Raw genomic sequence first — 13,804 nt, forward strand, 5'->3', positions numbered from 1 at the left:
CGCCCGGTTACATTCCGAACCCGGAAGCTAAGCCTTTCAGCGCCGATGGTACTGCAGGGGGGACCCTGTGGGAGAGTAGGACGCCGCCGAACAATTTTTCAAAGGACCCCTGGTCCAGCGTTCAACGCTGGACCAGGGGTCTTTTTGTTTTTCACCTCTTTACGCCGAAGCGCGGCCATGGGTTGGTTGCGCAAGAATGACTAGCGGTACCCCGAAGACAGGAGTCACACCCATGTCCAACTCTCCCGACGATCGTCCGGAGCGCGAGCCTCGGCGCAACGACGGCGGTGACAGGGGCGGCTTCCGTCGTGATGACCGTGGCGGCGACCGTGGTGGCTTCCGCCGCGACGACCGCGGTGACCGTCCGACCGGTGGTGGCGGCGGTTTCCGCCGTGACGACCGCGGTGGACGTCCCGCCGGCGGCGACCGCCCGTCCGGCGGTGGCTACCGTGGCGGTGGCGACCGCCCGTCCGGTGGCGGCTTCCGCGGCGGTGACCGTCCCTCCGGCGGTGGCTACCGTGGCGGCAGTGACCGTCCTTCCGGTGGTGGCGGCGGTTTCCGTCGCGACGACCGCGGTGGCGACCGTCCCTCCTTCCCGCGTCGCGATGACGACCGCGGTGGTTTCCGCGGCGGTCGTGACGACCGCGGTGGGGACCGTCCCTCGTACCCGCGCCGTGATGACGACCGTGGTGGGCGTCCCTCTGGTGGTGGCGGCGGTTTCCGTCGTGACGACCGTGGTGGGGACCGTCCGTCGTACCCGCGTCGTGACGATGACCGTGGTGGGCGTCCCTCTGGTGGTGGCGGCGGTTTCCGTCGTGACGACCGTGGTGGCGACCGTCCGTCCTTCCCGCGTCGCGATGACCGTGGCGGCGATCGTCCGTCGTACCCGCGTCGTGATGACGACCGTGGTGGCGACCGTCCGTCCTTCCCGCGTCGTGACGACCGTGGCGGGGACCGTCCGTCGTACCCGCGTCGTGATGACGACCGTGGTGGTTTCCGTGGCGGTCGTGACGACCGTGGTGGCGACCGTCCGTCCTTCCCGCGTCGTGACGACCGTGGCGGGGACCGTCCGTCGTACCCGCGCCGTGATGACGACCGTGGTGGTTTCCGTGGCGGTCGTGACGACCGTGGTGGCGACCGTCCGTCGTACCCGCGTCGCGACGACCGTGGCGGGGACCGTGGTGGGTTCCGTGGTGGCCGCGATGACCGCGGTGGTGACCGTGGTGGCTTCCGCGGTCGCGACGACCGTGGCGGCGACCGCGACTTCCGGGCCGACCGCGACCGGGACCCGGTCAAGCGGCTCCCGATCGACGAGGACATCACCGGCCACGAGATCGACGCCGATGTGCGTCAGGAGCTCCTGAGCCTGCCCAAGGGCCTCGCCGAGGAAGTCTCGCGCAACCTGGTCATGGTGGCCCGGCTGATCGACGAGGACCCCGAGCAGTCGTACGCGTACGCTCGCATCGCCCTGCGCCTGGCCTCCCGCGTCGCCGCCGTCCGCGAGGCCGCCGGTTTCGCCGCGTACGCCACGCAGAAGTACAGCGAGGCGCTCGCCGAGTTCCGTGCCGCGAAGCGGATGACCGGTTCCGTCGAGCTGTGGCCCGTCATGGCCGACTGCGAGCGCGGCCTCGGCCGTCCGGAGCGGGCGCTGGCCATGGCCGGCGAGCCCGAGGTGCAGAAGCTGGACAAGGCCGGCCAGGTCGAAATGCGTCTGGTCGCGGCCGGTGCCCGCCGGGACATGGGCGAGCTCGACGCAGCCATCGTCACCCTGCAGAGCCCGGAACTGGCCTCCAGCTCCGTGCAGCCGTGGACCGCGCGCCTGCGGTACGCCTACGCCGACGCCCTGCTGGCGGCCGGTCGTGAGGACGAGGCGCGCGAGTGGTTCGGCAAGACCCTCGAAGCGGACAAGGACGGGGCCACCGACGCCTCCGACCGGCTCGCCGAGATCGACGGCGTCGAGTTCGTGGACGCCGCCACCCTCGCGGACGAGGCGCACGAGGACTCGGACGCCGACTTCGATGACGAGGACGACGAGGACGAGGACCAGGACGAGGCCGAAGTCGCCGCCGCCGAGCGCGCGGGCGACCAGGCCGAGTACTACGACGAGGACGACGACGAGTACGAGCCCGTCGAGGACTCCGACGTCGACGTCACCGACGAGATCGTGGTCATCGAGGACGACGAGCGCGACGACCGGGACGAGCGCGACGACCGGGACGAGCGCGACAACGTCTGAGCGGTCTGACTGAGTACGAAAGGGCGGTACCCCACCGGGGGTACCGCCCTTTCGCGCGTTCGGGGCCGATCGGCGGGGCCGGTCAGTCGAGGCTGCGCAGCACCAGGCCCGTCGCCGGCTTCGGGCCGAAGGACGTGGACTTGCGGGGCATGGTGACGCCCTGGCGGGCGAGCTCCCGCACCACGTCCTCGCGTACCGGGTGCAGCAGGACGGCGGTGCCGCCGTGGCGTTCGGCCATGGCGACGGTCGCGGGGGCGTCGTGGATGTACGTGATGTGCTCCGGGGCGTCCGGCACCTGCCACAGGGCGTCGAGCAGGGAGGCGTGCAGCACGGTCGCGTCGAGGCGACGCCAGGCCTCGGGGCGGTCGCGGCGCACCGTGCGGGCGATCAGCTCCGGGTCGGGGTCGGTGACCAGGTGGAAGGTGCCGTCGCCGGTCAGGAGGAAGGCGTTGCCGCGTTCCGAGGCGTCCGCGAGGACTTCCAGGGCGAGCGGCAGCGGCCCGTCCACGGTGCGGACGCGGAAGTTGCCTTCGAGGGCGGCCAGCGCGTCGGCGAGGGGGAGGCGGCGCAGCATCCGGTGGATGGCGCGGACCTGGAGCGGGTAGCGGGCCGTGTCGACGAGGAGGACCAGGCCGAAGTCCCACGGGGTGGGGGAGCCGTGCTCCTCCTGGAGGCGCAGGTACGTCGCCCAGCGGTGGTGGCCGTCGGCGATGAGGGCCTGGCGGTGGCCGAGGTCGGCGGCGACGGCGGCCAGTTCGGCCGGATCGGTGATCGCCCACAGGCGGTGCAGGAACCCGTCCTCGGTGACGGTCGACAGGAGGGGGGTGCGGGTGGCGGCGGCCTCCACGACGGCCGCAGCTCCGGTACCCGGTCCGTCGCCGCGGTAGGTGAGCAGCAGCGGTTCGAGGTTCGCCGAGGTCGCGCGCATCAGGCCGGCGCGGTCGGTGACGACGTCCGGCATGACGTCCTCATGCGGCAGGACGATGCCGGCGTCCGCCGTCGACAGGGCCAGGGCGCCGACGACGCCGCGTTGCAGGAGGGAGCCCTTGCGCTGCTCGTAGACGTAGAGCGCGGCGTCGGGATCGGCGCTGAGGACGCCTTCGGCCAGCCAGTCGTTGAGGGTGCGGGCGGCCTGCTCGTTGCGGGCGGCCGGGGTCTCGGCCTGCGGGAGGATCAGCCGGACGATGTTGTGCGGGTCGGCGGATTCGAGGTAGTCGACTCCGTCGGGTCGTACGACCACGTCGTACGGCGGCGAGGTGACGGCGGACAGGCTGCCGACGCGTTCCGGGACGTAACGCAGTCCGTGGAAGGGGATCAGGCGCAGCCCGTGCTCCGCGTTGCCAGGTGTGGTCATTGGTGCATGGTAAGACGCGTCTCGCGATGCGGGATGATCGGGGGAGTAATGGGGTAGCGCAATATCGGACAAGTTCGATCATGTGAGGAGCGGACCGGATGACCCGGCAGAGCAGGACCAGTCCCGCGGGCAGTGAGCGGAGTCTGCACCAGGCGTACGACACGGCCCTGCTGGACCTCGACGGGGTGGTGTACGCGGGTGGGCGGGCCATCGCGCACGCGGTGGACTCCCTCGCGGTGGCCCGGGATGAGGGGATGCACCTCGCGTACGTCACGAACAACGCGCTGCGGACGCCGGAGGCCGTCGCGGAGCACCTCGGAGAGCTCGGCATCCCGACGGACGCGGCCGAGGTGATCACCTCGGCGCAGGCGGTGGCCCGGCTGATCGCCGACCAGGTGGAGCCCGGTGCGAAGGTGCTGGTGATCGGTGGCGAGGGGCTGCGGGTCGCGTTGCGCGAGCGCGGGCTGGTGCCGGTGGACTCGGCCGAGGAGGAGGGGCTCGCGGCGGTCGTCCAGGGGTACGGCGGACCGGACCTGGCGTGGGGCCGGTTCGCGGAGGCGTCGTACGCGATCAACCGGGGGGTGCCCTGGTACGCGTCTAACACGGACCTGACGATTCCGGGCGCGCGCGGGATCGCGCCGGGCAACGGCGCGGCCGTGGAGGTCGTACGGATCGCCACGGGCGCGGAGCCGCAGGTGGCGGGGAAGCCGCTGCCCCCGATGCACCGGGAGACGGTGCTGCGGACCGGGGCGAAGCGGCCGTTGGTGGTCGGGGACCGGCTGGACACCGACATCGAGGGCGCCCACAACGGGGACGTCGACTCGTTGCTGGTGCTGACCGGGGTGACGGACGCGGCGCAGCTGCTGCGGGCCGAGCCGAAGCACCGTCCGACCTATGTGGACCGGGACCTGCGGGGGCTGTTGACCGGGCAGCCGGAGCCGACGGAGCGGGACGGCGGCCGGCGGTGCGGCGGCTGGAGCGCCGTGGACATGGGCACCCACCTGGACGTCTCGCGGGTCTCGGACGCCGAGGGGAAGCCGGAGGCGGACGCGGATCCGATCGACGGGCTGCGGGCGCTGTGCGCCGTCGCCTGGTCGGCGGCCGGGGACGGTTCCTACGCGCACGACGTGGCGAAGGCGTTGGCGAAGCTGGGGCTGTGAGCCGGGCGGCCATCCGGAGGAGCTCGCTCCGAGGCGCTGACCCCGGCCGTTCGGATGAACGTTTTGTCGGCTAGCTAGGTTAGCCTAACCTTCGTGTTGGTCGACAGTCCCCCCGAATCCGAACGGAGCACCGCGCCGGTGCCCGCCGCCCGCCCGCGCCACGCGGCGCGCGCCGCGGGTCTGCTCGTCGCGGTCGCCGTACTGGCCCTGGTCATGGTGGCGAGCATCGCCGTCGGGGCCAAGCCGATGTCCCTCGACGACGTCTGGCACGGCCTGTTCTCGTACGCCGGAACCCCGGACGACGTGGTGGTGCGGGACCTTCGGGTCCCGCGCACCGTCCTCGGGGTGCTCGTCGGGCTGGGTCTCGGCCTGTCCGGCGCGGTGATGCAGGCCCTGACCCGCAACCCGCTTGCCGAGCCCGGCATCCTCGGCGTCAACGCGGGCGCCGCGGCGGCCGTCGTGTCGGCGATCAGCTTCTTCGGCGCCGCCTCGCTGACCGAGTTCGTGTGGTGGGCGTTCCTGGGAGCGGGGGTCGTCTCGGTCGTCGTCTACGTGCTCGGCGGCAGCCGCAGCGCGACGCCGGTGCGCCTCGCGCTCGCCGGTACGGCGGCCAGCGCGGCGCTCGTCGGCTACATCAACGCCGTCCAGCTGATGGATTCCAAGGCGCTGGACAAGCTGCGCTTCTGGACGGTCGGTTCGCTGTCCTCCGCGACCATGGACACCGTCCGGCAGGTGGCGCCGTTCCTGCTGGTGGGCGCGGCCCTCGCGCTGCTGCTGGGGCGCCCGCTCAACGCGATGGCCATGGGCGACGACACCGCGCGGGCACTCGGCGCCCACCTGACGCGGACCCGGATCGCCGCCATGGTGGCCATCACCCTGCTGTGCGGGGCGGCGACCGCCGCGTGCGGGCCGATCGTGTTCGTCGGGCTGATGATCCCGCACCTGGTGCGGGCCGTGACCGGGCCGGACATGCACTGGGTCCTGGTGTACTCGGCGGTGCTGGCGCCGGTCCTGCTGCTGGGAGCGGACGTCGTCGGACGGGTCGTCACCCGGCCGGCCGAACTGCAGGTCGGCATCGTCACCGCCCTGATCGGCGGCCCGGTCTTCATCCACCTGGTTCGGCGCAAGAGGATGGCCCAGCTGTGACCGCGAACGCCACCAGGACCACCGCCGCCGTCGGTGCCGCTCCGAAGGCCCGGCTGCGCGCGCTGCGCGGGCCCGGGCGGACCTCGCTGCGCGTGGAGCCCCGCGCGCTGGTCACGGGAGTGGTGCTGGCCGTCGCCACGGTGGTGCTCGCCGTCGTGCTCATCGGCACCGGCGACTTCGAGATCGCGCCCGCGGACGTCGTACGGACCCTGCTGGGCAACGGCAGTCCCGCCCACGCCTTCATCGTCAACGACCTGCGGCTGCCCCGGGTCCTCGTCGCCGTCCTGTGCGGCGCGGCCCTCGGGATGTCCGGCGCGGTCTTCCAGTCCGTCTCCCGCAACCCGCTGGGCTCGCCCGACCTGTTGGGCTTCGGGCACGGTGCGTCCGTGGGCGCGCTCGTCGTCATCGTCGTCTTCAAGGGCGGGGCCACCGAGGTGGCGCTGGGCGCACTGGCGGGCGGTCTGCTCGCGGGCGTCGCCGTCTACCTGCTCGCGTACAAGCAGGGGATCCAGGGGTACCGGCTGGTGCTCGTCGGCATCGGGTCATCGGCCGTCCTCGTCGCGGTGATCCAGTACCTGATGACCAAGGCCCAGGTCGTCGAGGCCACTCGGGCGATGGTCTGGCTGACGGGCTCGCTGGCCGGCCGGGACTGGGCACAGGTGTGGCCGCTGCTGGCCACCTGCGCCGTGCTGTTCCCGCTGGTCCTCGGGCAGAGCCGGGCGCTGCGCACGATCGAGATGGGCGACGACGCCGCGTACGCGCTGGGCGTGCGGGTGGAGCGGACCCGCATGGTGCTGATGCCGGCGGCGATCGTGCTGACCACAGCCGCGGCCGCGGCCGCCGGGCCGATCAGCTTCGTGGCGCTGGCCGCGCCCCAGCTGGCGCGCCGGTTGAGCCGCTCGACCGGCTCCAACCTGCTGACCGGCGCGCTGATGGGCGCCGTACTGCTGCTGGCGTCCGACCTGGCCTCCCAGCGGGCGTTCGGCGCGGACCAGCTGCCGGTGGGCGTGGTGACCGGGCTCGTCGGCGGTCTCTACCTGCTCTGGCTGCTCGTCGTCGAGCGCAAGGCGGGCCGCATATGAGGGCGCGGGCGGACGGGTCCGGACCCGGTCCGGGGACCGGGTCCGGCAAGGAATCAGGCAACGGGCCCGGCAACGACGACGGGTCCGGCAACACGAGGAGTACGCAGGTGCAGCGGCTGACCGCGGAGAACGTCACGCTCGGGTACGACCAGCGGGTCATCGCGGAGAACCTGTCGGTGGAGATCCCCGACAACTCCTTCACGGTGATCGTGGGCCCCAACGCCTGCGGGAAGTCGACGCTGCTGCGGGCCCTGTCGCGGATGCTGAAGCCGTCCGCGGGGCGGGTGCTGTTGGACGGGCAGGCCATCGCGTCGATGCCCGCGAAGAAGGTCGCCAGGACGCTGGGCCTGCTCCCGCAGTCCTCGATCGCCCCCGACGGCATCACCGTCGCCGACCTCGTCTCGCGCGGCCGGTACCCGCACCAGGGCCTGCTCCGCCAGTGGTCGCCGCAGGACGAGCGGATCGTGAACGAGTCGATGGCCGCCACCGGGGTCGCCGAGCTCGCCGACCGGGCCGTGGACGAACTGTCGGGCGGTCAGCGCCAGCGGGTGTGGATCGCGATGGCGCTCGCCCAGCAGACCCCGTTGCTGCTCCTCGACGAGCCGACGACCTACCTGGACATCCAGCACCAGCTCGACGTCCTCGACCTGTGCGCGGAACTCCACGAGGAACAGGGCCGGACCCTGGTCGCGGTGCTCCACGACCTCAACCACGCGGCCCGCTACGCGACCCACCTGATCGCGCTGCGCGGGGGCGTCGTCGTCGCCGAGGGCCCGCCGGCCGAGGTCGTCACCGCCGACTTGGTCGAGGAGGTCTTCGGGGTCCGCTGCCAGATCATCGAGGACCCGCAGACGGGCACCCCCCTGGTGGTGCCGGCGGGCCGTTCGGCCCGTGCGCGGGCGACCGTCGGAGCGCTCCGATAGCTCCGAGGAGCTCTCGGCCACCGCGCGGACGGGCCCGCCGGTCCCGTCCTACAGGAGGGACTTCAGGCGCAGCAGGTCGCGGAAGCCCGCCTCCAGCCGGACCCGGCCCGAGGCCCATGCCTTGGGGAACTTCAGCTCGCCCGCGACCAGCGCGAGCAGGTCGTCCCCGGTCATCGCGAGCCTGATCTCGGCCTTCGTGCGCGGCGGGCCGGGTGCGACCGCGTCCACCCTGATCCGGCCGTCATCGAGCCGGCCCGTGAAGGTTTGGTCGAGGTCGGTGATGTGGCAGCTCAGGGAGCGGTCCAGGGCGGCCGCGCCGCGCACGTCGCCCTCGGCCCGCGCCAGGTTGTCGGAAAGTCGGTCGAGTGCTTCGCGGCACTCCTCGATCGTAGCCATGGTGATCACGACCGTACCGCAGAGCCGTGCGCGGCCGTCGACCCGCTTCGCGGTAGCGTCGAACCATGACCGACGAACGACCGGAGAGCGCCGGGGACCGTCCCGAGGAGCCCGGCACGGCGTCCGGCGAGGACCTCGCGACGGAGTCCGCGCAGCCGTCCGCGCCCGCCCCGCTGGGCGTCGTGCGCACCCCGACCGGCCACGCCGCCGTCGACGCCCACCTGGAGCGGCTGGCGGACGCGGACCGGCTGGCGGCGGACGGACACGTCGAGGTGTACGAGGATGTGCACAGGGGACTGCGCGAGGCGCTGACCGCGCTGGACGCACCGACCGTCCCCGGACCTTACGAAAACAGGAGCTGAACCGATCGTGGCAGGAGTGGCACGCCGCCGCCTGGACGCCGAACTGGTACGCCGCAGCATGGCCCGCTCGCGGGAGCACGCGGCCCAGCTGATCGCCGCCGGCCGGGTGACGGTGGGCGGTACCACCGCGACCAAGCCGGCCACCCAGGTCGAGACCAGCGCGGCCCTCGTCGTGCTGAAGGACGACAGCGACCCCGACTACGTCTCCCGGGGCGGCCACAAGCTGGCCGGCGCCCTTGAGGCCTTCGGGCCGCAGGGGCTGCTGGTCGAGGGCCGGCGGGCGCTCGACGCGGGTGCCTCCACCGGCGGCTTCACCGACGTGCTGCTGCGCGCGGGCGTCGACCACGTCGTCGCCGTCGACGTCGGCTACGGGCAGCTCGCCTGGTCCCTGCAGAGCGACGACCGGGTCACCGTGAAGGACCGCACCAACGTCCGCGAACTGACCGTCGAGCTGATCGACGGGATCCCGGTGGACCTGGTCGTCGGAGACCTGTCCTTCATCTCGATCGGGCTGGTGCTGCCCGCGCTCGTACGGTGCACGGCACCCGGCGCGGACCTGGTGCTGATGGTGAAGCCGCAGTTCGAGGTGGGCAAGGACCGCCTCGGCAGCGGCGGCGTGGTGCGCAGCACCGAGCTGCGCGCGGAAGCGGTGCGCGACGTCGCGGCGCAGGCCTGGAAGCTGGGGCTGGGCGTGGTCGGGGTGACGGCGAGCCCGCTGCCCGGGCCGTCCGGGAACGTCGAGTACTTTTTGTGGCTGCGGGCGGGGGCACCGGCACTCGACCCGGGGGATGTGGACCGTGCAGTGGCGGAGGGGCCTCAGTGACAGATTCGTCGGCGTCGGCAGGTTCGGAAGTTTCAACGGGTCCGGGGGAACCGGATCCGGCAGGAGCGCGCACCGTCTTCCTGGTCGCGCACACCGGGCGGCCCGCGGCCATCCGCAGTGCGGAACTGGTCGTGCAGGGCCTGCTCAAGTCGGGACTCGGGGTCCGCGTCCTGGAGCACGAGGCGGCCGACCTGCCGCTGCCCCCCGAGGTGGAACTCGTGGCGGAGTGCACGCCCACGGTGCTGGAGGGGTGTGAGCTGCTGATCGTGCTGGGCGGCGACGGGACCCTGCTGCGCGGCGCGGAGTTCGCGCGCGGTTCGGGCGTTCCGATGCTCGGCGTCAACCTGGGCCGGGTGGGGTTCCTCGCCGAGGCCGAGCGCGACGACCTGGACCGGGTCGTCGACCGGGTCGTCACCCGGGAGTACGAGGTCGAGGAGCGGATGACCCTCGACGTCCTCGTACGGACGAACGGCGACGTGGTCCACCGGGACTGGGCGCTGAACGAGGCCGCCGTCCAGAAGGTGTCCCCGGAGCGGATGCTGGAGGTGGTCCTGGAGATCGACGGGCGCCCGGTGACCGGCTTCGGCTGTGACGGGATCGTCTGTGCGACGCCGACCGGCTCGACGGCGTACGCCTTCTCGGCGGGCGGACCGGTGGTCTGGCCGGAGGTCGAGGCACTGCTGATGGTGCCGATCAGCGCGCACGCGCTGTTCGCGAAGCCGCTGGTGACCTCGCCGGACTCGGTGCTGGCGGTCGAGGTGCAGACGGGCACCCCGCACGGCGTGCTGTGGTGCGACGGGCGGCGGATGCTGGAGCTGCCCGCCGGGGCCCGGGTGGAGGTCCGGCGGGGCACGGTGCCGGTGCGGCTCGCCCGGCTGCACCACGCGTCCTTCACGGACCGGCTCGTCGCGAAGTTCGCGCTGCCGGTCTCGGGATGGCGCGGGGCGCCCCACTGAGGGCGGCCCGGAGCCGGCCGGAGCGTTGGACGGTGGCGGGCCGACGGGACCGTGTCGGCCCGTCCCATAAGTCTGTATTGGTACACGCGTTCGAAAGGCCCCTGGCGGGTGCTGTCCCATGGCACCGGTGAAACCTCGGTATCGTCGTCCCGTGCTTGAGGAGATGCGGATACGGTCGCTCGGGGTCATCGACGACGCGGTGGTCGAGCTGTCGCCCGGATTCACCGCGGTGACCGGCGAGACCGGCGCGGGCAAGACGATGGTCGTCACCAGCCTCGGCCTGCTGCTCGGCGGCCGCGCCGATCCGGCGCTGGTGCGGATCGGGGCCAAGGCCGCGGTGGTCGAGGGACGCATCGTCCTGCGCCCGGACTCGCCCGCCGCCCTGCGCGCCGAGGAGGCCGGGGCGGAGCTCGACGACGGCGTCCTGCTGATCAGCCGGACGGTGTCCGCCGAGGGGCGCTCGCGCGCCCACGTCGGCGGCCGCTCCGTGCCCGTCGGCCTGCTCGGCGAGCTCGCCGACGAACTGATCGCCGTCCACGGCCAGACCGACCAGCAGGGCCTCCTGAGGCCCGCCCGGCAGCGCCAGGCACTCGACCGGTACGCCGGGGACGCGGTCGCCGTCCCCCTGGAGAAGTACGCCGGCGCCTACCGCAGGCTGCGCGCCGTCGCCGTGGAGTTGGACACCCTCACCACCCGGGCCCGGGAACGGGCCCAGGAGGCGGACCTGCTGCGCTTCGGGCTCGACGAGGTCGCCGCCGTGGAACCGCTGCCCGGCGAGGACGCCGAGCTCGCGGCGGAGGCCGAGCGGCTCGGTCACGCCGAGTCCCTCGCGTCGGCCGCGCAGGTCGCCCACGCCGCCCTCGCGGGCAACCCCGAGGACCCGGAGGGCATCGACGCGAACACGCTCGTCGCCGGCGCGCACCGGGCCCTGGAATCCGTACGCTCCCACGACCCGGTCCTCGGCGCGCTCGCCGAGCGGATCGGGGAACTCGGCATCCTGCTGACCGACGTGGCCGGCGAACTCGCCGGGTACGCCGACGACCTCGACGCCGATCCGCTGCGGCTCGCCGCGGTGGAGGAGCGCCGGGCGGCGCTGACCCAGCTGACCCGCAAGTACGGCGACTCCATCGACTCCGTACTCCAATGGGCCCAGCAGGGCTCCGCCCGCCTGCTGGAGCTGGACGGGGACGACGAGCGCATCGCGGAGCTGACCGCCGAGCGGGACGCGCTGCGCGACGAACTGTCCCTGCTGGCGCAGGCGTTGACGGACGCTCGGGGCGAGGCGGCCGAGCGGTTCGCCTCCGCCGTGACCGCGGAACTGGCCTCCCTGGCCATGCCGCACGCCCGCGTGACCATCGACATCCGGCAGACCGAGGACGCCGAGGGCGTCGAGGTCGGCGGCCGTCCGGTGGCGTACGGGCCCTCGGGCGCGGACGAGGTCGAACTGCTGCTGGCCCCGCACCCGGGCGCCCAGCCGCGGCCGATCGCCAAGGGCGCCTCCGGCGGTGAGCTGTCGCGGGTCATGCTGGCGGTCGAGGTCGTGTTCGCCGGGTCCGACCCGGTGCCCACCTACCTCTTCGACGAGGTCGACGCGGGCGTCGGCGGCAAGGCGGCCGTCGAGGTCGGGCGGCGGCTCGCGAAGCTGGCCAAGTCCGCGCAGGTCGTCGTCGTCACCCACCTTCCGCAGGTGGCCGCCTTCGCCGACCGGCAACTGCTGGTGGAGAAGACCGTCGACGGGTCCGTGACCCGCTCGGGCGTGACGGTGCTGGAGGGCGAGGACCGGATCCGCGAACTGTCCCGGATGCTGGCCGGGCAGGAGGACTCGCAGACCGCGCGGGCCCACGCGGAGGAACTCCTCGACGCGGCGCGCGCCGACGCCTGACGGGACCGGAGGGGCCCGGGACGGACACCGCCCCGGGCCCCTCCGGCACGTCCGGGCGGACCCGGGGCGGATCGCGGGCGGGCCCTCGGTCACATCGCGTGCGGGGCCTCAAGCGCATCGCGAGCGGGGGCTCGGTCACCTCGCGATGCGGGTCGCCGGAGGGTCGGGGGACGCCTCCGGAACCCGGCCCGCGAGGCCTCGGGGTGACGCGGGGATAGCCCGTGTGGGTGAGGCCGGCGGACGTCGAACGGTATCTCGTACGGGATCCGCACCCGTATGGTCCCGGAACGCGCGTGCGGACTGGCATCCTGGGCGACGTCTCTGACTCCTCCCCCTGGAGCTTCGGCCCGTGAGCAGCTCCCCGGTTTCGTTCCCCGCCCCCGCACAACCGTACGGGCGGCCACCGCTGCGTACCGTCCAGATCCTCGGCGGTGCGGGCGCGGGCAGCAGCGCCCACGTACGGTCCCTGACGACCGGTCTGGCCGCGCGCGGGGTGCGCGTGACGGTCTGCGCCCCCGTCGCCGCGGAGGGGGAGTACGACTTCACCGGCGCCGGCGCGGAGTTCACGCCCGACGCCGCGAGCGCCCTGCGGGCGGCCTGCGCCGGGGCCGACCTCGTGCACGCGCACGGGGTCCGCGCCGGGATGCGGGCCGCGCTGGCCCTGCGCGGCGGCCGGCGGGTGCCGCTGGTCGTCACCTGGCACGGGGGCACCCCCGAGACGTCCGGCCCGTTCGGACGCCTCGGCCGACTGTTGGAGCGGCACGTGGCGCGGACCGCGGCCGTGGTGCTGGGGGCCTCCTCCGACCAGGTGGACCTCGCCCGGCTGCGCGGCGCGCGCGACGCCCGGCTCGCGGCCGTGGCCGTACCCGTGACCGCCGTCGACGGCCCCGAGCCGGTGGCCGACGCCGACAAGACCCGGGCGGAACTGGGCGTCGTGGAAAGGCCGCTGGTCATCGCGATCGGCAGCCTGGTGGCCCGCCGCGGGTACTCCGTCCTGCTGGACGCGGCGCGCGCCTGGCGGGCCCTCGACCCGGTACCGCTGCTCGTCATCGCGGGGGAGGGCCCGCTGCGGGCCGAACTGTCCCGGCGCATCGAGGAGGAGGGCCTCCCCGTCCGGCTGCTGGGCCGCCGCCGCGACGCCGACCGGCTACTGGCCGCCGCCGACGTCGCGGTGCTGCCGAGCCGTTGGGAAGGGCGCTCCCTGCTGGCCCAGGAGGCCCTGCGCGCCGGGGTGGCGCTGGTGGCCACCGAGGTCGGCGGAGTGCCCGAGCTGGTCGGGAACGCCGCCGTGCTGGTCCCGTACGGGGATCCGGGCGCGCTCGCGGGGGCCGTGGCCGCGCTGCTGGGCGACCCCGGGCGGCGCGCGGGCCTCGCGGAGGCGGGGCGGGCCCAGGCCGCGACGTGGCCGTCCGAGGACGAGACGGTCGCTCAGGTCCTGTCGGTGTACGACGAGCTGATGGAACGCCGGCGCTGAGCCCGGCCGC

At 73.6% G+C, this 13,804-nt stretch carries 13 protein-coding genes and 1 rRNA gene; 11 read left to right on the plus strand and 3 right to left on the minus strand.

Translation table 11 applies throughout. The features are described from left to right. Window positions 1–92, plus strand: a 5S ribosomal RNA gene (rrf, locus tag ACFVS6_RS38165); the annotation flags it as partial. Window positions 93–151: 59 nt separating this feature from the next. Here the strand turns inward: rrf and ACFVS6_RS38170 are convergent. Then, complete coding sequence (locus ACFVS6_RS38170; protein WP_389711128.1) at window positions 152–1,330, minus strand: hypothetical protein; 1,179 nt, start codon at window positions 1,328–1,330, stop codon at window positions 152–154. Window positions 1,331–1,345: 15 nt separating this feature from the next. On the opposite strand from ACFVS6_RS38170, the gene ACFVS6_RS38175 reads away from it, so the two are divergent. Beyond that, the gene (locus ACFVS6_RS38175) at window positions 1,346–2,236 is read left to right on the plus strand and encodes a hypothetical protein (RefSeq protein WP_389711129.1); all 891 of its coding nucleotides are present in this window, start codon (window positions 1,346–1,348) and stop codon (window positions 2,234–2,236) included. 82 nt (window positions 2,237–2,318) lie between these two features. Here ACFVS6_RS38175 and ACFVS6_RS38180 read toward each other — a convergent pair whose 3' ends face one another. After that, on the minus strand, window positions 2,319–3,590 hold the full coding sequence (locus ACFVS6_RS38180; protein ID WP_389711130.1) for a DUF1015 family protein: 1,272 nt from the start codon (window positions 3,588–3,590) through the stop codon (window positions 2,319–2,321). A 98-nt stretch (window positions 3,591–3,688) separates the two neighbouring features. On the opposite strand from ACFVS6_RS38180, the gene ACFVS6_RS38185 reads away from it, so the two are divergent. The 4 genes from ACFVS6_RS38185 (at window position 3,689) to ACFVS6_RS38200 (ending at window position 7,901) form a co-directional block, all read left to right on the plus strand. Then, entirely contained in the window at window positions 3,689–4,750 is a 1,062-nt protein-coding gene (locus ACFVS6_RS38185) for an HAD-IIA family hydrolase (RefSeq protein WP_389711131.1), read from the plus strand. A gap of 93 nt (window positions 4,751–4,843) precedes the next feature. Beyond that, a complete protein-coding gene (locus ACFVS6_RS38190; protein WP_389711132.1) occupies window positions 4,844–5,896 on the plus strand; it encodes a FecCD family ABC transporter permease in 1,053 nt (350 codons plus the stop codon). Further along, window positions 5,893–6,978, plus strand: a complete 1,086-nt coding sequence (locus tag ACFVS6_RS38195) for a FecCD family ABC transporter permease (protein WP_389711133.1) — start codon at window positions 5,893–5,895, stop codon at window positions 6,976–6,978. Before ACFVS6_RS38190 ends, ACFVS6_RS38195 begins: the two co-directional genes overlap by 4 nt. A 107-nt stretch (window positions 6,979–7,085) precedes the next feature. After that, a complete protein-coding gene (locus ACFVS6_RS38200) occupies window positions 7,086–7,901 on the plus strand; it encodes an ABC transporter ATP-binding protein (protein ID WP_389711134.1) in 816 nt (271 codons plus the stop codon). Between the two features lie 48 nt (window positions 7,902–7,949). Here ACFVS6_RS38200 and ACFVS6_RS38205 read toward each other — a convergent pair whose 3' ends face one another. Next, the gene (locus ACFVS6_RS38205; RefSeq protein ID WP_389711135.1) at window positions 7,950–8,297 is read right to left on the minus strand and encodes an SCP2 sterol-binding domain-containing protein; all 348 of its coding nucleotides are present in this window, start codon (window positions 8,295–8,297) and stop codon (window positions 7,950–7,952) included. 65 nt (window positions 8,298–8,362) lie between these two features. Between ACFVS6_RS38205 and ACFVS6_RS38210 the strand changes: the two genes are divergently transcribed. The 5 genes from ACFVS6_RS38210 to ACFVS6_RS38230 all read left to right on the plus strand — a co-directional run bounded on the left by ACFVS6_RS38210 (window position 8,363) and on the right by ACFVS6_RS38230 (window position 13,794). Next, window positions 8,363–8,659 carry a hypothetical protein gene (locus ACFVS6_RS38210; RefSeq protein ID WP_389711136.1) on the plus strand — a complete coding sequence of 99 codons (297 nt, stop codon included), beginning with the start codon at window positions 8,363–8,365 and terminating at the stop codon, window positions 8,657–8,659. A 7-nt stretch (window positions 8,660–8,666) separates the two neighbouring features. Then, window positions 8,667–9,482 carry a TlyA family RNA methyltransferase gene (locus ACFVS6_RS38215; RefSeq protein WP_389711137.1) on the plus strand — a complete coding sequence of 272 codons (816 nt, stop codon included), beginning with the start codon at window positions 8,667–8,669 and terminating at the stop codon, window positions 9,480–9,482. Next, window positions 9,479–10,438, plus strand: coding sequence for an NAD kinase (locus tag ACFVS6_RS38220; RefSeq protein ID WP_389711138.1), 960 nt, complete (start codon window positions 9,479–9,481; stop codon window positions 10,436–10,438). The genes ACFVS6_RS38215 and ACFVS6_RS38220 overlap by 4 nt, the downstream gene beginning before the upstream one ends. Window positions 10,439–10,601: 163 nt before the next feature. After that, entirely contained in the window at window positions 10,602–12,320 is a 1,719-nt protein-coding gene (gene recN, locus ACFVS6_RS38225; RefSeq protein WP_389711166.1) for a DNA repair protein RecN, read from the plus strand. Window positions 12,321–12,669: 349 nt separating this feature from the next. Then, complete coding sequence (locus ACFVS6_RS38230; RefSeq protein ID WP_389711139.1) at window positions 12,670–13,794, plus strand: glycosyltransferase family 4 protein; 1,125 nt, start codon at window positions 12,670–12,672, stop codon at window positions 13,792–13,794. The last annotated feature ends 10 nt before the right edge of the window (window positions 13,795–13,804 follow it).

The organism is Streptomyces sp. NPDC057939 (assembly GCF_042887545.1).
GTDB lineage: Bacteria > Actinomycetota > Actinomycetes > Streptomycetales > Streptomycetaceae > Streptomyces.

Bases quoted from the DNA above. Each gene is read 5' to 3' on its own strand.
- ACFVS6_RS38205 (WP_389711135.1), bottom strand. From the start codon at position 8,297: ATGGCTACGATCGAGGAGTGCCGCGAAGCACTCGACCGACTTTCCGAC.
- ACFVS6_RS38180 (WP_389711130.1), bottom strand. From the start codon at position 3,590: ATGACCACACCTGGCAACGCGGAGCACGGGCTGCGCCTGATCCCCTTC.
- ACFVS6_RS38210 (WP_389711136.1), top strand. From the start codon at position 8,363: ATGACCGACGAACGACCGGAGAGCGCCGGGGACCGTCCCGAGGAGCCC.
- ACFVS6_RS38185 (WP_389711131.1), top strand. From the start codon at position 3,689: ATGACCCGGCAGAGCAGGACCAGTCCCGCGGGCAGTGAGCGGAGTCTG.
- recN (WP_389711166.1), top strand. From the start codon at position 10,602: ATGCGGATACGGTCGCTCGGGGTCATCGACGACGCGGTGGTCGAGCTG.